This window comes from Planococcus faecalis (genome assembly GCF_002009235.1).
GTDB classification, from domain to species: domain Bacteria; phylum Bacillota; class Bacilli; order Bacillales_A; family Planococcaceae; genus Planococcus; species Planococcus kocurii.
The window spans coordinates 1176524-1195823 of record NZ_CP019401.1; the positions used below are offsets into that span (position 1 = coordinate 1176524).

A 19300-nucleotide genomic window follows, 5' to 3' on the forward strand; every position below is an offset into this window, starting at 1 on the left:
AGGGTATTTTTATGTATTTTATTGACCGCAGAAAAATTACTGAAACGATTCAGTACATGAATGCTTTATTGGAATTTTACGAAAAAAAGCAGCAATGGACGTCATTTAATGACTTACTTGCGCTAGAACGTGTCGGGGCAAACATTATTGAGTCGATCATTGATGTCGGTAACTCGATGATTGATGGCTTTATTATGCGTGACCCTGGAAGTTATGATGACATAATCGATATTTTAGTTGATGAAAAAGTAATTACAGCAGACATGGATCAGCCGTTTAAGGATGTCATTGCTTTGCGAAAAATGTTAGTTCGAGAGTTTATGAAAGTAGATCAACAAGAAATTATCGCAGCACTTGATGCGAATCTTGAATCATTGAAAGCGTTTGGACCGAGAGTCGAGCATTACCTTGTTCATGAATTAGGTCCAGTTTCAGCGTTTATACCGGAGACAAATGATGACAAGTAGAAAACACTATCAAGCCTATTGCCTAGATTTAGACGGAACCATTTATCGGGGAACTGAAGCGGTTGAAGGAGCGGTAGACTTTGTTAAGCGCCTGCAGCAACATGGGATTGAACCTTTTTTTATTACGAATAACGCATCTATGACGCAACAGCAACTCCAAGACAAAATGGCGGGCTTTGGGATTGCTGCTAAAAAAGAGCGTATTATGTCTTCCGCAATTGCAGCAGCCAAATACATTAAACGGTGGTATCCAAAAAAGACTGTTTACACGGTTGGTTCTCACGGCTTAGATCAAGCCTTGCATCAAGAAGGGCTTGAACGAGTAGAAGAACAAGCCGGCATCGTATTAATGGGACTTGATCGAAATGTTACTTATGATAAATTAGCAACCGCTTGTTTAGAAATTCGCAAAGGAGCTATTTTTTTATCAACAAATCAAGATCTGGCTTTTCCTTCTGAACAAGGATTTTTGCCAGGAAATGGCGCATTCACAACAATGGTAGCTGCTTCGACAGATAGAGTGCCTGTGTTTATTGGCAAGCCAGAAATTCATATGTTAGAAGCCATCCAACATGAATCGGGTTTTGAAAAAAGCGAAATGGTGATGATTGGAGACAACTATGATACGGATATTCAAGCGGGCATACGCTTTGGCATTGATACCATTCACGTTAATACAGGTGTTAGTAGCACAGATTATGTATTGAAAAAAGAACATCCACCAAGCTTTACAATTGAAAATCTAGGGTTTTGGGAGCTATAAAAACAACTGCCAAAAGAAAAAGCCCGGCGATGCAGCACAAAGCCGCATCGCCGGGTTAAGTCGTTTAGCGCCAAGAACTTAAGTGTTCCAATTTCTCCATATACTGAAAAAAGCCGTTTTTGAACGGCTTAAAATAATGGGTTTTCCTCTATGAATTCGTAAACTTTTTTCGTCAACTCATCGGGAGAGTCTGCTTCGACGATTTCTCCGTTAACAAGTGCGTACAAAGACTCGGAACATTTTGTGCAATAGCTTAAACAGCCGTATTCCAAAACATCGAGATTGGGATCTCGTTCGAGTTTTTCAAAAGAATCTTGTGCACCATTGGCAATATTACTAATGCAAAATTCAACAATTGGTTTCATTCTAAGTCACCTCACTACAACGAAATCCTACCTTTTTTTGTGGCAGGAGTCAATTAATTGATTTCTGGTGAAAGCATTGTGAAAGTTATCACAATCAGCTATACTCATATGTGAGAAATTGATCTGACAGATGAAAGTTAAAGGAGATTTTTATGAGAAAATTAGTCTTACTTGGAGGCGGTTATGGCAATATGCGGATTTTGCTCCGCTTGTTGCCGTCAAGCCTTCCACAGGATACCGAAATAATTTTGATAGACCGGACACCATTCCACAGCATGAAGACGGAATTTTATGCGTTAGCTGCTGGTACAGAGTCAGACCATGAAGTCCGCGTACCGTTTCCAGAACACGAACGCCTAACAGTAGTTAACGGAGAAATACTGGAAATCGGCCTTCAAGAAAAATGTATTTTTATGGAGAATGGAGAACGCATAGCCTACGATGACTTAGTAATCGGTTTAGGGTGCGAAGACAAATACCACAACGTACCAGGAGCTGAAGAATTTACTTACAGCATTCAGACGATTGGTAAGTCACGTGCTACGTATCAACAGTTATTAGGACTGCCTGCTGGTGCTGTAGTTGGTGTAGTAGGCGCAGGTCTTAGTGGGATTGAACTAGCCAGTGAACTGCGTGAAAGTCGGAAAGACTTGAATATTAAATTGTTTGACCGGAGTCCACGAATCTTACGTGATTTCCCAGAACGTTTGAGTGATTTCGTTAGAAAATGGTTTGAAAAACATAACGTAGATGTGGTATCGAATTCGAATATCACACAAGTAGAACCAAAGTTACTGCATAATCATGAAGAAACGATTCCTGTTGATGCAGTTGTTTGGACTGCAGGTATTCAGCCTGTCAAGCCAGTCCGTGATTTAGGGTTAGCAAGTGATGCTAGTGGACGCGTAGTCATCAATCAATATCATCAACTGCCGAACAACAGCAATGTCTATGTGGTAGGAGACTGTGCTGCCTTGCCAATGGCACCTTCTGCACAGCTAGCAGAAGAACAAGCAGAGCAAATCGTTAAAATATTGAAAGCAACATGGAAAGGCGAGGCGTTGCCTGAAACAATGCCTGAAATTAAACTAAAAGGCTTCCTAGGTTCTTTAGGGAAAAAACAAGGATTCGCTTACTTAGCAGATCGCACAGTTACTGGTCGTATTGCTCGTTTAATGAAATCCGGCGTATTGTGGATGTATAAATGGCATAACGGCTAATTAAAAGCATGTTGACTGTAGGCAAACTTAACTCGTTCGAGTTGTCTACAGTTTTTTATGAAAGAGAGTAAATGGCTAAAGAAAAAGGGTTTGGAATATGGCTATTCCAAACCCTTTACTCATTTTTATTCAACTTCTGAAAAACCATGTTTTTCAAGTTCACGATAAACAGGTTTTAGTTGTACATAACCTTCTCCAACAACTTCACCTTCAACTACTACTAAAGGATAAAAAAATTCATCGTCCATAATGCGTTGTGCATAATCTTTTTGGTGGTCTAGCTCAATTGGTTTCTCAATATCGATATAGGTAATTGAAAATGGCTGATCTTTGTATTTTCTTGAGATGGCGGCTTCTAGCCACTCATACGTATCAATTGACGAAGGTGCATTGACACAACTTGCGCAAATAACATCGGTTCCGTAGACTTCTATCGATAATTGTTTCTTCATAATTTGGACCCCCTGTGAATTCATTAGTGGCTTTTTCCTGCTAATCACATTATAATGATTATAATGAAAGGAGTCGATATAAATGACTGAAGCTTTGCTAGAAGATCAAGTAATGGAAGTCTTAGATAAATTACGTCCATTCCTTTTGCGTGACGGTGGAGACTGTGAACTTGTTGATATAGAGGATGGCATCGTAAAACTTCGTCTGCTCGGCGCATGCGGAAGCTGCCCAAGCTCGACCATTACATTAAAAGCAGGAATTGAACGCGCGTTAGTGGAAGAAGTTCCTGGAATTGTAGAAGTAGAACAAGTATTCTAATGCTAAGGGACCTTTTTAGGTCTCTTTTTCTATATAAAATAAATGAAAGTTCTTACTCTTACTTCGAGAACACGGTAATTTAAGGTTAACGGCTTGAACAATGATAGAAATGATTGCTATGATAGAGTTAGAGGAAGGTGATCAGATTGACAGAAGTAGTAGAAATTACAGAAGCAGCCTCATTCCAAATTAAAGAAATGATGCGTCACAACGAAGAAGAAGGATCCTTTTTGCGTGTTGCTGTTAAAGGCGGCGGATGCAGCGGATTGACATATGGTATGGGGTTTGAAAAAACCAAAAGTGAAGCAGATGATCGGTATGAGCAATTTGGAATTCCCATTCTAATTGCTAAAGAAGACGCACCGATTTTACAAGGTACAGTAGTTGATTATAAACAGTCATTAATGGGTGGTGGATTCACAATAGAAAATCCCAATGCCATTGCATCATGTGGCTGTGGAACTTCCTTCCGAACAGCTAAAAAAGCAGGTACTCCAGAAAATTGTTAAAAGTCGGTGACAAACCGGCTTTTTATTATGGACAGGATTAGTATAAACACATTATTCAGTTGAAATCAGAAGGGTTTAGGTCTAGTATAGAGGATAGGTGTTTATCGGGGCGTCAAGGCTAAAAGGCTTTGTCGATATTCGATTAAAAAATGACTTGAAGGTGGTTGCGATTGTGTTGAAAAGACCGTCAATATTAGTATTAGGAGCAGGTTACGGTGGATTGACTACTGTAGTAAACTTGCAAAAAGTTCTTGGCACAGATGCTGCGGACATTACATTAATCAACAAAAATGAATATCATTATGAAAGTACTTGGCTCCATGAAGCTGCTGCAGGAACTTTGCTTCCAGAACAAGTGCGTTACGATATCAAAGATGTTATTGATGGCGTGAAAGTAAAATTTGTACAAGCAACTGTTGAAGCAATTGATGTAGTAGGTAAAAAAGTTTCTACAGACAATGGTGAATTCACATATGATTACATTGTTATTGCGCTTGGCTTTGAAGGAGAGACTTTCGGAATTGAAGGCCTCGATAAATATGCGTTATCTATTGCCAACGTAAAAGCTGCACGTTATATTCGTGAGCATATTGAATTCCAATTTGCTACATGGTCTGCAGAGCCTGTTAAAGATGATAGCCGTTTGACGATTATTGTCGGAGGAGCTGGATTTACAGGAATTGAATTCCTTGGTGAATTAGCGAACCGCGTACCTGAACTTTGCAAAGAGTTTGACGTGCCACGTGAAAAAGTGCGTGTTGTTTGTGTAGAAGCTGCACCAATGGTATTGCCTGGATTTGATCCAGAGCTTGTCAACTATGCAGTAGGTCATCTAGAGTCTAAAGGAATCGAATTCTCAATTGGTACACCTGTTGTAGAAGCGACTCCAGAAGGCGTTAAAATTAAAAAAGGCGATGACGAATTTGAATTCATCAAAGCTGGTACGGTTGTTTGGGCTGCGGGTGTCCGTGGTAACCGTTTGATCGAAGCCACTCCAATCGAAAACATGCGCGCTCGCGTTAAAGTTGATAAAGATTTACGTGCTCCAGGATACGATGATGTTTTCATTATTGGTGACTGTGCATTAATGATCAACGAAGAAACGAATCGTCCATTCCCACCAACTGCACAGATTGCTATGCAACAAGGTGAAAGCGTAGCGAAAAACCTGAAAGCATTGATGAATGGTGAAACAACGATTGAATTTGTTCCAGATCTAAAAGGAACAGTTTGTTCACTTGGTGATGACGATGCAATTGGTGTTGTCTTCGGCAAAAAAGTAACAGGTAAAAGAGCGTCATTCATGAAAAAAATGATTGATAACCGCGCATTGTTCATGATTGGCGGACCTATGCTTGTTTTGAAAAAAGGTAAATTCAACGTTTTATAAGATAAACAGTTTAAGCTCCCTTAGCGGGGAGCTTTTTTTGTACCTTGATAGGGCTTATTGTGTTTTTAGATAGTCTGTATCACAGACTGGTCTAATGTAAGTAAAAAGGAGAATGGTCATGGCAACTAATAAACGAGGAAATGTTTGGCTAGGAGCGGCTGCACTTGTTGTAAATTCCGAAGGTCAGTGGCTAGTCGTGAAAAAAAGATATGGCGGACTGCACGGGAAGTGGTCGCTTCCAGCGGGATTTGTGGAGGGCACTGAAACGATTGACCAAACTGCCTTAAGAGAAGTTAAAGAAGAGACGGGCATTGAATGTGAAGTAGTCAGGATGATTGGTTTTCGTTCAGGCGTTATTCAAGGAAAAGTTAGTGACAACATGGCCATTTTTTTATTGAAAGCAAAAAATGAAAAACAGCCAATTCGTGCACAGTTAGCCGAATTGTATTCAGCAGATTGGTTAATGCCTGCAGAATTATCGAATGATGCAGAGGCTTCTGTGATGCTTAAAGAAATGGTTTCTTACGTACTAGAAGATGGGTTAGAACCAATTGAGAACGTAGATCCAGGTAAAGTATTTGGCTATTCGGACTACAAACTCTTTTTTAAAAAAGAGTAGATGCTTCAGGTAAATCGAGAAAATAATATTTTTTTGAATGACAGCGGTTACATTTATTTTTTAGCTTGCACTCTAATAAGCATCGTGCTATATTATCAGAATATTACAAACAAGAACAGAAGGAGGTGTTTCGAATGACGATCTTCAAAAAGGCTACAAACGTTGATCAATGCTCTTATTGCTCAGGTCAAGGATATTTCCAATTACGACTGGGTGGTTCAGAAACGTGCTCCTGCTGTTCGGGTTCAGGAAAAAAATAAGCTGCACGTTAAGAGCAATCGGTTGAGTCATGCCGATTGCTTTTTTTTAGAATCGGAGCTAAGCGGCCGCTTCCGCATTTCGCATTGTCCAGCTCCACCGGCCAACTCCTCGGGACGTAAGCCGAACTAGCAGTGTGGCTGAAGAAATGCCACACGGCCAGTTCAACTAACGCCTGTCGGAGCTAAGCGGCCGCTTCCGCATTTCGCATTGTTCAGTTCCACCGGCCAACTCCTCGGGACGTAAGCCGAACTAGCAGTGTGGCTGAAGAAATGCCACACGGCCAGCTCAACTAACGCCTGTCGGAGCTAAGCGGCCGCTTCCGCATTTCGCATTGTCCAGCTCCACCGGCCAACTCCTCGGGACGTAAGTCGAACTAGCAGTGTGGCTGAAGAAATGCCACACGGCCAGCTCAACTAACGCCTGTCGGAGCTAAGTGGCCGCTTCCGCATTTCGGTCATAAGTGACAAAGCGATGAACTCTGTTCTGTTGGATTGAAAGCCTTTGTTTTTTCGGGTAAACTGATGAAAGGAATAACGGAGGTTAGAGTTGATGAACAGTTCATTTACAATTGTGCAATTAATTATTTCTATGTTGCTTTTTTATGTTATGTTTTTCGGAATCGGCTTTTTGTTGAACATGCTGCTTCGCATGACTTGGTTGATGGGGATTGTTTATCCCGTCGTTATCTTGCTAGTTGTGGATGATGTCGGTATTTTTGATTATTTCACGAATCCGGGTGAATCTTTTTCGATGCTAGGAGATACCATTACTTCCATGACAGGCAGTGATCTTGCTGTCTTACTTGCTGGTTGGGCAGGAGCCATTACGTCAGGGTTCATTATGAAAATTTTGCGTAAAATGGGTTACCAAATGTTTTAATAAGAAATCGCCAATCTGGTCATCCGGATTGGCGATTTTTTGGTTGTGTTAAGTTGTTGTTTGTAAGTGAAAAACGTTTTAAAGTAATAACCATAAACACGGTGATACAGCCTTTCTATGTAATGTGTTGTCCTGATGTATCCTAGACAATAACAGTAGCGTGTTTTCCTTCGCTACACGAACTACTCGAATTTCGAATTAAATGCTACACTGGAAGAGAACGTAAAAAGGAGGAATTACATGCAAATCAATCTACAGCAACATTCGCACGACAGTAAAGCTGATATCCTGATCGTCGGTCTAAACCGACATCCCGAAAACAGCAAAGGGTGGAGTGAATTCACTAAGCGCTTTGATGGCAAATTAGAACAGTGGATCAAACTAGATCTATCATTTGATTTGAAATCATTAATTACCTATCCCACACTTTCAGGAGCGATCCCACGTGTTTTATTTGTCGGATTGAATGATCGCAAAAAGTTAACTGAAGAAGACCTCCGATCATGCTTCGGATTGGTCGGCAAAGAATTAGCCAAGAAAAAGATAAAACATGCGGCAATTTATATGGAATCGTTTGAAAATGAAAGAATCACCACTGAAGATGTTGCCTTTTTAGCAGCAGAAGCCATTACAATGGGTGGCTACCGCTTTGATGATTACAAAACGACATCAAATGAAACGCAAGTAGAGTTAGAAACTTTGACTTTATTGGCAGAAGAAGTACAAGAAGACGTCGAAGCAGCAGCTACTGTAGGCACTATTTTCGGACAGTCTGTCAATGAAGCGCGAACGCTTGTTAATATGCCAGCAAACGTTTTGACTGCAACAGCAATGGGTGAATATGCACGTGAACTTGGAGAAGCTTATGGCTTTGAAACCGACATTTTAGGAAAAGCGGAACTTGAAGAACTGGGCATGGGCGCGATTCTTGCGGTCAATCAAGGATCAGTCGAAGAGCCACGCCTCATTGTTTTGAAGTACAAGGCAACAGAAGGCTTTGAAGACCCACTGGCACTTGTCGGAAAAGGAATTACCTTTGATACAGGTGGCTATTCAATCAAGCCAAAAGACGGCATTGTAGGGATGAAAGGCGACATGGGTGGAGCTGCTGCAGTTCTTGGCGCCATGAAAATTATTGGTGAATTGCAGCCACAGCAAAACGTCATTGCCGTTATTGCATCAACCGACAATATGATTTCTGGTAATGCCTTTAAACCAGATGATGTGATCACTTCGATGAGTGGCAAAACCATTGAAATCCTCAACACCGATGCAGAAGGCCGTTTAGTACTAGCAGATTCTGTTAGTTATGCGAAGCAACTGGGCGCAACACGCATTGTGGATGTGGCAACATTGACTGGTGGAGTTATTGTCGCATTAGGCAAAGACAAAACTGGCGCTTTAACAAACGATGAATCATTTTTTGAGACTTTCCTTGAAGCATCGCTGGAAAGTGGAGAATTTGTTTGGCGCTTGCCATTAACAGAAAGCGATAAAAAACGCATACGAACAAGCAATGTGGCAGACTTGAATAATTCACCGGGACGCGATGGTCATATGATTTTCGGTGGGGGATTTGTTGGAGAATTTGCAGGAGACACGCCTTGGATTCATTTGGATATTGCGGGTACTTCTGATGCAGATGGAGCTCACGATCTTGGACCAAAAGGTGGTACGGGTGCCATGGTTAGAACACTGGCTATGTTAGTTGAGAAGATGGCAGACGAACAATAAATTATAAAACAAGCCTGCAGACAAAGTGCCTGCAGGCTTGTTTTATAATTCTGTTGGTTTACGATCTCTTAGTTCTTGTTTTGCTTCTTTTACTGCATCCTTCATGTCGTCACGTACCGTTTCTTCGGTAACTTTAATGCCAGACATATAGGCAGCACGTCCAATTAAATGTCCACCTACAGGAGCAGTGATAAACAAGAAAGCAATCGCGATAATCAATTGTGTATTGAAAATGCCTTCGATTAACCAAAAATGGATAAAAGCAGCGAGCAATACACAAAGGACACCCAGTGTCGAGCTCTTAGAGGCAGCGTGCGTGCGCGTATAAACGTCTGGCAAGCGAATAAGTCCCAATGCCGTTACTACGCTAAAAATGACGCCTGTGCTCATTAATACAATGATGACAATGTTAATGATGATTGTTTCGATCGAAAATCTCTCCTCTCTCAAGGAATTTCGCAAAAGCGGTAGTCCCGATAAAGGACAAAATACTTAACAGCAAAATGATTTCTAAAAAGAATTCTGTTTCGATAATCAATGACAGCAAAGCGATGATTGAAACGAGCGAGATTCCAATAGCATCAAGGGCTACTACGCGATCTGCGATTGTCGGTCCTTTGACGAGCCGAAAAAGCAGTCCAGTAAATCCGATGCTGACGATAATTAGTGAAACCCAGTAAAACATTATCATGGGCGGCTCACCTCCAAAATGGCCCGTTCGAATGTATCTTTGATGGAGTTAACTGCATTGTCGATGTCATCAAAGTCGAGCGCGTGGATGTACAGCCTTTTCTGGTCGTCGGATATGCCGACAACCAGTGTTCCGGGTGTTAACGTAATCAAAGCGGATAAGAGAGTAATTTCCCAGTCCTCCGTCAATTTTGTTTCTAGTTCAAAAATAGCGGGCTTTAAGTTCATAGACGGTTTGATAACAATCCACAAAACTTGAACGCTTGATAGAAAAAGCTCTTTAAGAAACAAGAGGAATAGCGAGATAATCGCCCATGCTCTTGCTGTATAAAGTCTGTGTGAAAAGAATCGTCGCATTAAGATGATGATGCCAAGGCCCACCAAGAAACCAATTGCAAATCCTGAAGGACTAAAGGACACGGTCATAAACATCCAAACAAAGGCTAGGAAGAAATTCAATAATATTTGTAAAGCCATAGGGTACCTACTCCTTTAATACCGCATCAATATAGATGGATGGATTCAGCAGCACTTCACCCGCGCCTGAAATGAGCGGCATGAAGAGTTCCGCACCGACCCCGAACGCCACTGTCAGGGCCACAAGGACAACTGTTGGAATGAACATTTGATTGAAAACTGATTTTTTTAGAGGAACGGTTTCAACCGGTTCTCCCCAAAAAGCGTAGACAAAAATACGCACAGCACTCAACAACACAATTAAGCTAGTTGCTAGAATAATAATACTGCCCCAAAACTGCGGGCCTTCAAATCCACCTTGAACAATTAAAAGTTTTCCTGGGAATCCACTGAGTGGCGGAATACCCGCTAACCCAAATGCAGTGACCAGATAAACCCAGCCTAAAACTGGATAAGTTTTAATCAATCCGCCCATTTGTCGCAAGTCTGTTGTGCCAAAAAGGACCGCAACAATTCCAACAAGGAAGAACAAGGCAGCTTTGATCAACATATCATGAATCAGGTAAAAAATAGAGCCATCAATACCTGGTTGATTTAACTGCGCAATTCCGAACAAAATAACACCGACAGCGATAATGATGTTATAGATAATGATTTTTTTAACATCAAAGTAAGCGAGAGCGCCAATGCATCCAGCAAGGATTGTCAGGATGGCAATAATGCCAAGTAATTCATGCGTAAAGCCGATATTCATCGTAAAGAATAAAGTATATGTACGCATGATGGCATAGACGCCAACCTTTGTCAGCAAAGCACCGAATAATGCAAGTATCGGAATCGGAGGTGCATAGTAAGACCCCGGTAGCCAGAAGTACAAGGGAAAGATAGCGGCTTTAAATCCAAAGACAACTAGGAACATCACAGCAATCACAGTCAAAATGCCTGTTTCTTCTATTTGTGGAATCTTGACCGCCAAATCCGCCATATTTAACGTGCCAGTAACAGAGTAAAGAAAAGCAACAGCTGCTACAAACAAGGCAGATGAAATGATGTTCACCAATAAGTATTTGATGGACTCGCGCAACTGTGGTTTCTCGCCGCCGTGAACGATTAATGTATAAGAAGCCATTAGCAACACTTCGACGAAAACGAATAAGTTGAAAATATCTCCAGTCGTGAAAGCACCGTTAACACCAACCATTAAAAATAACACAGCTGGATAATAGAAAGATTGTTCGCGTTTGATGCCAATAGTTGGAAAACTATAAAAAATAACAAACAATGTAATAATCGAAGACGTGACCACCAGTAAGGCAGATAACGGATCGGACACCATAGAAATACCGAATGGTGCCGGCCAACTGCCAAGCGTTACCGCTTGAACACCAGCTGTATTAACTTTTGCTACTAGCACAAGAGCAGAAAGTAAAGCTGCTCCAGCTCCAACAGCAGCTAACGTGCGCTGAAGTTTCAAGTTTTTCGGGAACATCATCAGGATAGCAGCAAAAAACAACGGAATGATGATTGGAAAAAGGAGTAAATTACTCATAATCTTCAGTTCCTCTCAGCAAATCCATATTGTCGGTACCGAGTTCCTGATAAGAGCGGTAGGCGAGCACTAGGAAAAATGATGTAACAGCAAATGAAATGACAATGGCTGTCAAAATCAAAGCTTGTGGCAAGGGATCTGCATAATCGCTGACACTGACGCCATCGGCTACGACAGGAGGAGAGTTTCCTCCAAGTCCCCCCATAGTTAAAAGTAAAAGATGGGCGCCATGACTCAGCAATCCCGTTCCGATAATGATACGTATCAAACTCTTCGAAAGCATTAAGTAAACAGCTGCCATAAAGAGAAATCCAATGGCAACCGACATAATTATTTCCATTATTCATCCTCTCCAATCGTTTGAATAATGGTCATCGTTACACCGACAACAACCAGGTAAACCCCTGCGTCAAACAGCATTGCTGAATGCAGAGAAGTTTTACCAAAAAGCGGTAAATCAAAATAATCGTAAGCATGTGTGAAAAAAGGAACATCAAAGATGATAGAGGCAGAAGCTGTAGCAAGTGCCAACAGCAAGCCGATTGCTGTCATTGTTACATAATTGATCGGCAGTATTTTTTTCACCGTTTCAATATCAAAAGCGAGCATTAATAGCACAATTGCACTGGTAGTTAACAGCCCACCAACAAATCCGCCACCTGGTGTATAATGTCCTGCAAAGAAAATGTGGACAGCAAACATCAAAATGATGAAGGTCACTACTTTTGTGGCCGTTTGAAGCATTACATCATTTGTTCTCATGCTGATCCTCCTTTTTCGTCAAGCGTAGTTTAATCATCGTAATAATACCGATACCCGCAATACCTAATACAGCAATTTCAAACAAAGTATCAAACCCACGATAATCAACTAAAATCACATTGACGATATTTCCACCGCCAGCTTCTTTATAAACCGTTTCTTTATAGAATTCGGAAATCGAAGGCAAAGCTTTTTGTGATAGAGAAGACAAGGCAACCAACGTTACCGTCACTCCAACACCTATTGCCACAAGTGCATTTCCAAAACGGAAGCGCATCCGTTCTTCTTTCCGACTGATCTGTGGCAGATGGTAAAACGCCAGCAAGAACAAAGCAACAGAAATTGTTTCAATAACAAGTTGTGTTAAAGCCAAATCAGGAGCACGGAAAATAACAAAGAATAACGCTACTGAATAACCGACAGCACCAAGTGCGATAATTCCTGTCAGTCTAGACTTAGAGAAAAGAATGGTAAGTGTCGAGCCAACTAATGCGATTAAAATCACGACTTCATAAAATCCAACGGGTGCAAGGTTCGTAAAATCAATAGCAAAAGCATCCGTTAAGAATAAAGTTCCAAGAACAATGAATATGACGAAACTAAACATATACACCAAATACGAACGGATAAAGCCAGTCATGTAAAGTCTTGAAAAACGGTTTGCTCCCGTATCGCTCATGAACATGACACTGTCATACAGAGCATTCAACGTTAACGTATCTGGGAAAAGATCATAGCTCTTCTGCCATTTGCGCAACGTCCAGAACATCAAGAATCCAATAGCAACAATTCCAAGCGTCATAAACAGCTCAGGCGTAGGTCCGTGCCATGCTTCAACATGAATGTTAATTTCATCCGGCGATGTATAAAGAAACGGTTGCATCGCCAAAACAGCTGGCTTCACGAGCCAGTCACCGACAAGGTTCGGGATAAAGAAAATGACCACAACAAGAAGTGATAAAAAAACAGGTGAAATCAGCATGCCAATGGGCGCTTCATGAGCAGGTTTTGGCAATTGTTCCGGCTTGTGTTCGCCAGCAAATGTGTGGAAAACAAAATAGAAACTGTAGATAAATGTAAATACCGAGCCCAGCCAAGCGACAACAGGGAATAAGATGCCCCAAACGTCCATGGAAAACAAATCAAATTCCGTTAATGACAGCATGGCAGTCAAAAACATTTCCTTACTAAGGAATCCACCAAATGGAGGCAAGCCTGCCATAGAGAAAGCCCCAATCATAGCTACGGTAAAACTGATCGGCATTAGGCTCATGAGACCACCAAGTTTGCGAATGTCCCGTGTGCCGGTTTCATGATCGACGATACCAGCAATCATGAACAAACTGCCTTTAAAGACCGCGTGGTTAATCAAATGAAAAATCGCTGCGAATCCAGCATACTTGAATGTCGTCTCAGCAATGTTGTCAACATGATAACCAGCAGCCGAAGCTCCGAGTAACGACATAATCAAACCCAGTTGAGAAACGGTCGAGAATGCGAGAATCCCTTTTAAATCTTTTTGTTTCAAGGCGAAAAACGAGCCCCAGAACATGGTAAACAATCCAACGCCGGCGACTAGCCACATCCATGTACCGGATATCGCAAACACAGGCGTCAGTCGTGCCACTAAATACAAGCCCGCTTTGACCATAGTCGCTGAGTGCAAGTACGCACTAACAGGAGTAGGCGCTTCCATCGCATCTGGAAGCCAAATGTAAAATGGAAACTGCGCAGATTTTGTAAATGCTCCGAGCAGCACAAGAACGAGCGCCCAAATAAAGAAATCATGCGTTACGAGTTCAGCTGCTTGTGGGATTAATTCGCGTATCGAATATGTATCACCCATAATACTCAGTAGCACGAAACCACCGAGCATCATCAATCCTCCGAAAACGGTAATCATCATTGATTTTAAGGCACCAAATCTTGAACGATCACGAGTATACCAATAACCAATCAGCAGGAAAGATGAAATCGAAGTTAACTCCCAAAACAGATAAAGAGTGATTAAATGATCACTTTGAACAATACCGAGCATTGCCGTCATGAACATCAATAAATAAACGTAAAAATTATGTAATTGTTCGCGATGTTTGTCCAAGTAGAAAATAGAGTACAGCACGACTAAAGCGCCAATGCCTGTAATCAATAACGTGAACAGCAGGCTCAATCCATCGATATACGCTACAAAGGCGATATCAAGTGAAGGGATCCATTGAAATTCAGAAACTAAATTGCCTCCACTAATCGTTGTGGGAAGCAATGAGACGTAGTAAGTGAATAAAATAACGGGAACGACTAAAACAAACCAGCCTGTGTGAATCCTTCCGAATTTCTTAAATAACAGCGGAATGAACAAGGCTGCAAGCAAAGGTACAAAGATTAAAAACACAAATGACAAATGAATCCTCCTTCCAGCATAAACGTGATGAGTTTCTAATTAGAAATTATAACGCAAATCGAGTGGATTTGCACCGCCCGTCTACTAATGGACCAAGATCAGCTTTACTTTTTGCAAACTTTAGAAATAGGAAGAAAGCCAATTAAGTTAATTTTGTGAAATCAAAAAAAGACACAAAAAAACCAGGTTTTCTAGTAGAAACCTGGTTTACGTGTTTTTTAATTCTTGTTCGAGCAGGACGTCTTCAAAATCTTGCTGCGGTTTTGCTAATGTAGACCGTAGAAAGATGAATGCGAAGATAAACAACACGCCCGTTACGATGAAGACAGAAGAGATGCCAATCACACCGCTGATAATCCCACCGAACATTGGGCCGATAATGTTTCCAAGAAAGCGGAAGCTCGTATTGTAACCCATTATTTCTCCTTGAATTTCAATTGGCGCTTCCCGACGCATCAAAGCAGTTGTCGTTGGAATCATTCCGCCAACTGCCATTCCGAAGAACAACCGCAAAATGATGAGTTGCCAAAGTTCTGTGACAAAAGCTTGCGGGATGATAAAGATAAAAGACAGCAAAAGTAGAAAACCTAATACCTTCTCGTAACCGATAGAATCGCCTAGTCGTCCCCAGCGCCGAGCAAAAAGAAGGTTCCCTACGCCAGTGGCACTGAAAGTAATACCCGCTAGAAAAGCGACTTGCGTACTTCCTTCTGTTAGTTCTGCCACATACAGCGACAACAAGGGCTGAATGCTGAAATTCCCAATTTGAATAAATGCTGTGATGATCATAACGTTGAGCATTAAACGATGATTTAAAATTCCGCTGACGATTGTTTTCGGTGCGTAAACGTGAGCACCTTTTACTTTCAGTCGTTTAACTTCGTGCAAGCCAAACACGACGAACAATGCAGCGATGGTAATGACAGTAGCTGTAATCAAGAATGTATATTTAAAACCAAAAGCATCTGCCATTAAGCCGCCAAGAACTGGACCGAACAATGTGCCGGATACACTGCCCATTTGAAGCGTGCCGAGAGTTTTCCCTGCTGTCTCTTTGGAAGTTTGAGAGCTGACAAAAGCCAAGGAAGTCGGGATAAATCCAGTTACTACACCCATGAACAAACGAATCATAAACAGTTCTGAGACGGAATCAGCGGTTCCCATTAAAAAAATACTAATGGCAATACCAAAGCCGTTAATGATTAAAATAGGCTTAAAGCCGTATTTATCAGCAATGCGTCCCCAAATAGGCGACATGATCAAAGCCGCAACGAACGTAACGCCAAAGACTAGACCAGACCAACGTTGCACATATTCATCTGTGAAATTCCCGAGTGATTCAATATAAAGAGATAAGAATGGCATAATCATGGTAGTGCTACCAGCTACTAAAAAGTTAGTGAACATAATAATAAAGAAATTCTTTTTCTGAGTGTCCATAAAGAACCCTTCTTTCTGAACAAAGCATCTGCTCTCATTATATAATACTTCGTCACACGAAGAAAGAGCTGGGTTTTATTGATTAATTCAAACTGTTCTGTCTCCTGTCAGTATACGCTATTCGCTTACAAAGCGAGTTCTTTTGTTGAATGAAACTATGCTAAAATAAAACGGGGTGAAAAAGATGAAAAAAATAATTGTGGCACCAGTTTTATTAGCGTTGTTCCTAAGTGCATGCTCAGGACAAGAAGAACAGGAAACAACAACAACAACAACAACCGAAAGTGCGAAAGTGGAAGTGGACGGCTATCCGCAATTATCAACAGAAGTTGCAGACAACGAAGCGCTTGTTGAAGTGACGACGTCCATGGGCGCTATGCAAATCAAACTGTTTCCGGACATTGCACCAAAAGCAGTGGAAAATTTTTTGACACATGCAGAAGAAGGCTATTACGACGGTCTGACTTTCCACCGAGTCATTGAAAATTTCATGTTGCAAACAGGAGATCCAACGGGTACAGGTGGCGGTGGTGAAAGTATTTATGGAGCGCCGTTTGAAGACGAGTTTAACGACCATCTGTTTAATATTCGGGGAGCTTTAGCGATGGCTAACGGAGGACCGGGCACGAATGGCAGCCAGTTTTTCATTGTCCAAGCACCAGAAGTAACAGCGGATATGTTTGCAACCGAATACCCGCAGGAAATTAAAGACGCTTACCTAGAACAAGGAGGCACGCCTTGGCTTGATGGCAAACACACCGTATTCGGTCAAGTGATTGAAGGAATGGATGTAGTAGACGCCATCGCAGCAGTTGAAACCGAAGCTGAAAAGCCAGTTACAGATGTGACCATCGACTCTATTAAAATTCTTCAGCAATAAGAGAGCATCGAAAAACGGTCTAATCGGTTTTTTCTGCTTTTCTTTTTCTATTTATGTGCTATTATAGCCCTTAACAATAGAGAAATGTCAGGTGAAAACAAATGGACACGAGTGAAATGAACAGAAGAGCGGTTGCAATCATGAAGTATTGGGATCCTTTTGCTATTGGCTCCGAATTATATGGTAAAGAAATTGGAGATGTCGTTGCTCAATTGCAGATTTTAGACCATCCTTCAGATCTCGCAAAAACAATTCAAACTAGCTACGAATTGTCGTTTGGAAAATGGATTCCGTTAGAGCAATGTGTGGACATTTCCTACAAACTGCTGGCAGTTAAATACGAAGCCAAACACATTATTTAAAACAAGAAAAGAGCTTTCAGCGGAATTCGCTGAAAGCTCTTTTCTTGTTTTAGTTAGATTCTAATCCGTCTACTAAATTAGAAGCAGGAACTTCTAATGCATTTGAAAGAATCATGATTGTTTGAGTTGATGGTACTTCTTCGCCACTTTCATAGGCTTGCAGTTTAGCAACACCAATTCTTGTTTTTAAAGCCAGTTCGTCTAATGATAGCCCGCGTTCTTCGCGAAGCGCTTTTAATTGAGCGTGTAAGTCGTTTTTCATAATCATGCACTCCTTCTCATAAGAAACTTTCTTCTATAAGTTATATACTATCATGTCGTGAAAACTTTCGATAGGACAAGTTGTGGCATTTTTCAAACAGCTGAGTCAAAAAATGGCAATAATTCCTTGAATGAAAACAACAATAATAGCGATCGGTGCGATATAGCGAACTACTACTCGCCAGATATCGACCCATAGTTTTTGTTGCGGAAGTTCGTTATGGACGTCTTCTTTTGTCAAAACATAACCTGCAAATAATGCAGTGAATAGAGCGCCTAAAGGCAATCCGATTCGGTTAGTCAAGGTATCGACGAAGTCAAAAAATGTGAAACCGAAGAAAACTTCTTGCGGCATAACGCCAAACGACAAAGCACTTGGAATTCCGACGATGAAAATCATCAAGCCAAAAATTAGCGCAACACGACGACGGCGATCGTATTTGTTTTTGACGCCAATGGAAACGGTAATCTCCAGCATGGAAATAGAAGAGGTTAATGTTGCAAATAACAACAGAATAAAGAAAATGATCATTAAAAATTGTCCCATAAACAATTGATCGAAAATCGCAGGCAGAATGATAAATACTAGCCCTGGACCTTGGTCAGGTGTATAGCCTAAAGAGAAAACAGCTGGGAAGATGATCAATCCCGCCATAATTGAGATAACGATATTTAATGACACAACACTAATAGAAGAACGCGTCAGATTTTCTGATTTTGATAAGTAGGATGAATAAGTAATCATTCCTGCCACACCGACACTTAGTGAGAAAAAGGCTTGACCGAGTGCCACTAATGCCGTTTCAAAGTTAAAGAAAGACCAGTCTGGAACGAACATAAAGCGTACACCTTCCATCGCACCATCAAGTGTTAACGACCGAATCATGAGTACTACAAAGAAAATCAATAGAGCAGGCATCATAATTTTGCTAGCACGCTCGATGCCTCCTTTAATGCCACCTTGTACAATCCACACCGTCAATCCCATAAAGGCAGCTTGTGCAAGCAGCACTTCCCATGGATTTGTAATAATGCCTGTGAACAGTTCTGCAAATTCGTCGTCCCCCAGATCAGACAATTGGAATAGAATAGAACGACCTAGGTAAGACAATACCCATCCGCCCACAACGCTGTAAAAAGACAAAATGAGGAACGAAAAGATAAATCCAGACCAGCCGATTAAATACCAAGGCTTGCCAGGGGCTTGTTTTTTCAATCCAGTGACCGCATCAGCCTGACCTCTGCGGCCAATGACAAATTCAGCGAGTAGAATCGGTAATCCAATTGCGATCGTACTTATAATGAACAGCAGAATAAAAACACTGCCACCATTTGCGCCAGTTTCGTATGGGAACTTCCAAATAGCTCCTAAGCCAATAGCACTTCCTGCTGCCGCTAAGATAAAGCCTAGCTTAGAGCTCCATTGATCGCGTTTTTCCAAATTCGTCACTCCTATCTCATATAGATTTCCTCATTTTACACGAGCTACACAAAAAAAAATAGCAGTATTTGAAACGTTTTGTAGGAAGAGTCGTATAATAAACAAGAATTAGTAAAAAA

At 41.3% G+C, this 19300-nt stretch carries 24 protein-coding genes; 12 read left to right on the plus strand and 12 right to left on the minus strand.

Going from position 1 to position 19300, the window contains the following annotated elements; genetic code table 11:
* Positions 1-11: 11 nt before the first annotated feature.
* Both AJGP001_RS05785 and AJGP001_RS05790 read left to right on the plus strand, forming a co-directional pair.
* Positions 12-467: a DUF86 domain-containing protein gene (locus AJGP001_RS05785; RefSeq protein WP_071153791.1), complete on the plus strand. Its 456-nt coding sequence runs from the start codon at positions 12-14 to the stop codon at positions 465-467.
* Positions 457-1230 carry a TIGR01457 family HAD-type hydrolase gene (locus AJGP001_RS05790; RefSeq protein WP_071153792.1) on the plus strand — a complete coding sequence of 258 codons (774 nt, stop codon included), beginning with the start codon at positions 457-459 and terminating at the stop codon, positions 1228-1230. The genes AJGP001_RS05785 and AJGP001_RS05790 overlap by 11 nt, the downstream gene beginning before the upstream one ends.
* Positions 1231-1358: 128 nt before the next feature.
* On the opposite strand, the gene AJGP001_RS05795 is transcribed toward AJGP001_RS05790, so the two are convergent.
* Positions 1359-1595 (minus strand): YuzB family protein, encoded by a 237-nt coding sequence (locus tag AJGP001_RS05795; RefSeq protein ID WP_058385862.1) that lies wholly within the window; start codon positions 1593-1595, stop codon positions 1359-1361.
* Between the two features lie 152 nt (positions 1596-1747).
* Between AJGP001_RS05795 and AJGP001_RS05800 the strand changes: the two genes are divergently transcribed.
* Complete coding sequence (locus tag AJGP001_RS05800) at positions 1748-2815, plus strand: NAD(P)/FAD-dependent oxidoreductase (protein WP_071153793.1); 1068 nt, start codon at positions 1748-1750, stop codon at positions 2813-2815.
* Between the two features lie 125 nt (positions 2816-2940).
* On the opposite strand, the gene AJGP001_RS05805 is transcribed toward AJGP001_RS05800, so the two are convergent.
* Positions 2941-3267: a YuzD family protein gene (locus tag AJGP001_RS05805; protein WP_071153794.1), complete on the minus strand. Its 327-nt coding sequence runs from the start codon at positions 3265-3267 to the stop codon at positions 2941-2943.
* An 82-nt stretch (positions 3268-3349) separates the two neighbouring features.
* On the opposite strand from AJGP001_RS05805, the gene AJGP001_RS05810 reads away from it, so the two are divergent.
* The 7 genes from AJGP001_RS05810 (at position 3350) to AJGP001_RS05835 (ending at position 8978) form a co-directional block, all read left to right on the plus strand.
* Entirely contained in the window at positions 3350-3586 is a 237-nt protein-coding gene (locus tag AJGP001_RS05810) for a NifU family protein (RefSeq protein ID WP_008429467.1), read from the plus strand.
* 146 nt (positions 3587-3732) lie between these two features.
* Positions 3733-4095: a HesB/IscA family protein gene (locus AJGP001_RS05815; RefSeq protein ID WP_058385859.1), complete on the plus strand. Its 363-nt coding sequence runs from the start codon at positions 3733-3735 to the stop codon at positions 4093-4095.
* 175 nt (positions 4096-4270) lie between these two features.
* Positions 4271-5485 carry an NAD(P)/FAD-dependent oxidoreductase gene (locus tag AJGP001_RS05820; RefSeq protein WP_058386933.1) on the plus strand — a complete coding sequence of 405 codons (1215 nt, stop codon included), beginning with the start codon at positions 4271-4273 and terminating at the stop codon, positions 5483-5485.
* Between the two features lie 118 nt (positions 5486-5603).
* Complete coding sequence (locus AJGP001_RS05825) at positions 5604-6104, plus strand: NUDIX domain-containing protein (protein ID WP_071153795.1); 501 nt, start codon at positions 5604-5606, stop codon at positions 6102-6104.
* 134 nt (positions 6105-6238) lie between these two features.
* The gene (locus AJGP001_RS17485; protein WP_169793156.1) at positions 6239-6364 is read left to right on the plus strand and encodes a YuiA family protein; all 126 of its coding nucleotides are present in this window, start codon (positions 6239-6241) and stop codon (positions 6362-6364) included.
* A 550-nt stretch (positions 6365-6914) separates the two neighbouring features.
* Positions 6915-7244, plus strand: a complete 330-nt coding sequence (locus AJGP001_RS05830; protein ID WP_058385856.1) for a YuiB family protein — start codon at positions 6915-6917, stop codon at positions 7242-7244.
* Positions 7245-7484: 240 nt separating this feature from the next.
* Positions 7485-8978 (plus strand): leucyl aminopeptidase, encoded by a 1494-nt coding sequence (locus AJGP001_RS05835; RefSeq protein WP_078080246.1) that lies wholly within the window; start codon positions 7485-7487, stop codon positions 8976-8978.
* Between the two features lie 42 nt (positions 8979-9020).
* On the opposite strand, the gene mnhG is transcribed toward AJGP001_RS05835, so the two are convergent.
* The 8 genes from mnhG to AJGP001_RS05875 all read right to left on the minus strand — a co-directional run bounded on the left by mnhG (position 9021) and on the right by AJGP001_RS05875 (position 16237).
* Positions 9021-9428 carry a monovalent cation/H(+) antiporter subunit G gene (gene mnhG / locus AJGP001_RS05840; RefSeq protein WP_369678782.1) on the minus strand — a complete coding sequence of 136 codons (408 nt, stop codon included), beginning with the start codon at positions 9426-9428 and terminating at the stop codon, positions 9021-9023.
* A complete protein-coding gene (locus tag AJGP001_RS05845) occupies positions 9388-9669 on the minus strand; it encodes a Na(+)/H(+) antiporter subunit F1 (RefSeq protein ID WP_058385853.1) in 282 nt (93 codons plus the stop codon). The genes mnhG and AJGP001_RS05845 overlap by 41 nt, the downstream gene beginning before the upstream one ends.
* Entirely contained in the window at positions 9666-10145 is a 480-nt protein-coding gene (locus AJGP001_RS05850; protein WP_058385852.1) for a Na+/H+ antiporter subunit E, read from the minus strand. The genes AJGP001_RS05845 and AJGP001_RS05850 overlap by 4 nt, the downstream gene beginning before the upstream one ends.
* Before the next feature lie 7 nt (positions 10146-10152).
* The gene (locus tag AJGP001_RS05855; protein WP_078080247.1) at positions 10153-11634 is read right to left on the minus strand and encodes a Na+/H+ antiporter subunit D; all 1482 of its coding nucleotides are present in this window, start codon (positions 11632-11634) and stop codon (positions 10153-10155) included.
* Positions 11627-11974, minus strand: a complete 348-nt coding sequence (locus AJGP001_RS05860) for a Na(+)/H(+) antiporter subunit C (protein ID WP_058385851.1) — start codon at positions 11972-11974, stop codon at positions 11627-11629. Before AJGP001_RS05860 ends, AJGP001_RS05855 begins: the two co-directional genes overlap by 8 nt.
* Entirely contained in the window at positions 11974-12396 is a 423-nt protein-coding gene (locus AJGP001_RS05865; protein ID WP_058385850.1) for a Na(+)/H(+) antiporter subunit B, read from the minus strand. Before AJGP001_RS05865 ends, AJGP001_RS05860 begins: the two co-directional genes overlap by 1 nt.
* Complete coding sequence (locus AJGP001_RS05870) at positions 12383-14797, minus strand: Na+/H+ antiporter subunit A (protein ID WP_071153797.1); 2415 nt, start codon at positions 14795-14797, stop codon at positions 12383-12385. Before AJGP001_RS05870 ends, AJGP001_RS05865 begins: the two co-directional genes overlap by 14 nt.
* Before the next feature lie 207 nt (positions 14798-15004).
* Positions 15005-16237, minus strand: a complete 1233-nt coding sequence (locus tag AJGP001_RS05875; protein WP_071153798.1) for an MFS transporter — start codon at positions 16235-16237, stop codon at positions 15005-15007.
* Between the two features lie 184 nt (positions 16238-16421).
* On the opposite strand from AJGP001_RS05875, the gene AJGP001_RS05880 reads away from it, so the two are divergent.
* Complete coding sequence (locus AJGP001_RS05880) at positions 16422-17117, plus strand: peptidylprolyl isomerase (RefSeq protein ID WP_071153799.1); 696 nt, start codon at positions 16422-16424, stop codon at positions 17115-17117.
* Between the two features lie 101 nt (positions 17118-17218).
* A complete protein-coding gene (locus tag AJGP001_RS05885) occupies positions 17219-17479 on the plus strand; it encodes a DUF1871 family protein (protein WP_071153800.1) in 261 nt (86 codons plus the stop codon).
* A gap of 49 nt (positions 17480-17528) precedes the next feature.
* On the opposite strand, the gene AJGP001_RS05890 is transcribed toward AJGP001_RS05885, so the two are convergent.
* Both AJGP001_RS05890 and AJGP001_RS05895 read right to left on the minus strand, forming a co-directional pair.
* Positions 17529-17741, minus strand: coding sequence for a helix-turn-helix domain-containing protein (locus AJGP001_RS05890; protein ID WP_058385845.1), 213 nt, complete (start codon positions 17739-17741; stop codon positions 17529-17531).
* 105 nt (positions 17742-17846) lie between these two features.
* A complete protein-coding gene (locus AJGP001_RS05895; RefSeq protein WP_071153801.1) occupies positions 17847-19181 on the minus strand; it encodes a sodium-dependent transporter in 1335 nt (444 codons plus the stop codon).
* Positions 19182-19300 lie beyond the last annotated feature (119 nt).

What these genes read in the sequence shown, in the direction of transcription:
- AJGP001_RS05785 (WP_071153791.1), top strand. Translation starts at nt 12, where the DNA reads ATGTATTTTATTGACCGCAGAAAAATTACTGAAACGATTCAGTACATG.
- AJGP001_RS05790 (WP_071153792.1), top strand. Translation starts at nt 457, where the DNA reads ATGACAAGTAGAAAACACTATCAAGCCTATTGCCTAGATTTAGACGGA.
- AJGP001_RS05795 (WP_058385862.1), bottom strand. Translation starts at nt 1,595, where the DNA reads ATGAAACCAATTGTTGAATTTTGCATTAGTAATATTGCCAATGGTGCA.
- AJGP001_RS05800 (WP_071153793.1), top strand. Translation starts at nt 1,748, where the DNA reads ATGAGAAAATTAGTCTTACTTGGAGGCGGTTATGGCAATATGCGGATT.
- AJGP001_RS05805 (WP_071153794.1), bottom strand. Translation starts at nt 3,267, where the DNA reads ATGAAGAAACAATTATCGATAGAAGTCTACGGAACCGATGTTATTTGC.
- AJGP001_RS05810 (WP_008429467.1), top strand. Translation starts at nt 3,350, where the DNA reads ATGACTGAAGCTTTGCTAGAAGATCAAGTAATGGAAGTCTTAGATAAA.
- AJGP001_RS05825 (WP_071153795.1), top strand. Translation starts at nt 5,604, where the DNA reads ATGGCAACTAATAAACGAGGAAATGTTTGGCTAGGAGCGGCTGCACTT.
- AJGP001_RS17485 (WP_169793156.1), top strand. Translation starts at nt 6,239, where the DNA reads ATGACGATCTTCAAAAAGGCTACAAACGTTGATCAATGCTCTTATTGC.
- AJGP001_RS05830 (WP_058385856.1), top strand. Translation starts at nt 6,915, where the DNA reads ATGAACAGTTCATTTACAATTGTGCAATTAATTATTTCTATGTTGCTT.
- AJGP001_RS05835 (WP_078080246.1), top strand. Translation starts at nt 7,485, where the DNA reads ATGCAAATCAATCTACAGCAACATTCGCACGACAGTAAAGCTGATATC.
- AJGP001_RS05845 (WP_058385853.1), bottom strand. Translation starts at nt 9,669, where the DNA reads ATGATAATGTTTTACTGGGTTTCACTAATTATCGTCAGCATCGGATTT.
- AJGP001_RS05850 (WP_058385852.1), bottom strand. Translation starts at nt 10,145, where the DNA reads ATGGCTTTACAAATATTATTGAATTTCTTCCTAGCCTTTGTTTGGATG.
- AJGP001_RS05855 (WP_078080247.1), bottom strand. Translation starts at nt 11,634, where the DNA reads ATGAGTAATTTACTCCTTTTTCCAATCATCATTCCGTTGTTTTTTGCT.
- AJGP001_RS05860 (WP_058385851.1), bottom strand. Translation starts at nt 11,974, where the DNA reads ATGGAAATAATTATGTCGGTTGCCATTGGATTTCTCTTTATGGCAGCT.
- AJGP001_RS05865 (WP_058385850.1), bottom strand. Translation starts at nt 12,396, where the DNA reads ATGAGAACAAATGATGTAATGCTTCAAACGGCCACAAAAGTAGTGACC.
- AJGP001_RS05875 (WP_071153798.1), bottom strand. Translation starts at nt 16,237, where the DNA reads ATGGACACTCAGAAAAAGAATTTCTTTATTATTATGTTCACTAACTTT.
- AJGP001_RS05880 (WP_071153799.1), top strand. Translation starts at nt 16,422, where the DNA reads ATGAAAAAAATAATTGTGGCACCAGTTTTATTAGCGTTGTTCCTAAGT.
- AJGP001_RS05885 (WP_071153800.1), top strand. Translation starts at nt 17,219, where the DNA reads ATGGACACGAGTGAAATGAACAGAAGAGCGGTTGCAATCATGAAGTAT.
- AJGP001_RS05890 (WP_058385845.1), bottom strand. Translation starts at nt 17,741, where the DNA reads ATGAAAAACGACTTACACGCTCAATTAAAAGCGCTTCGCGAAGAACGC.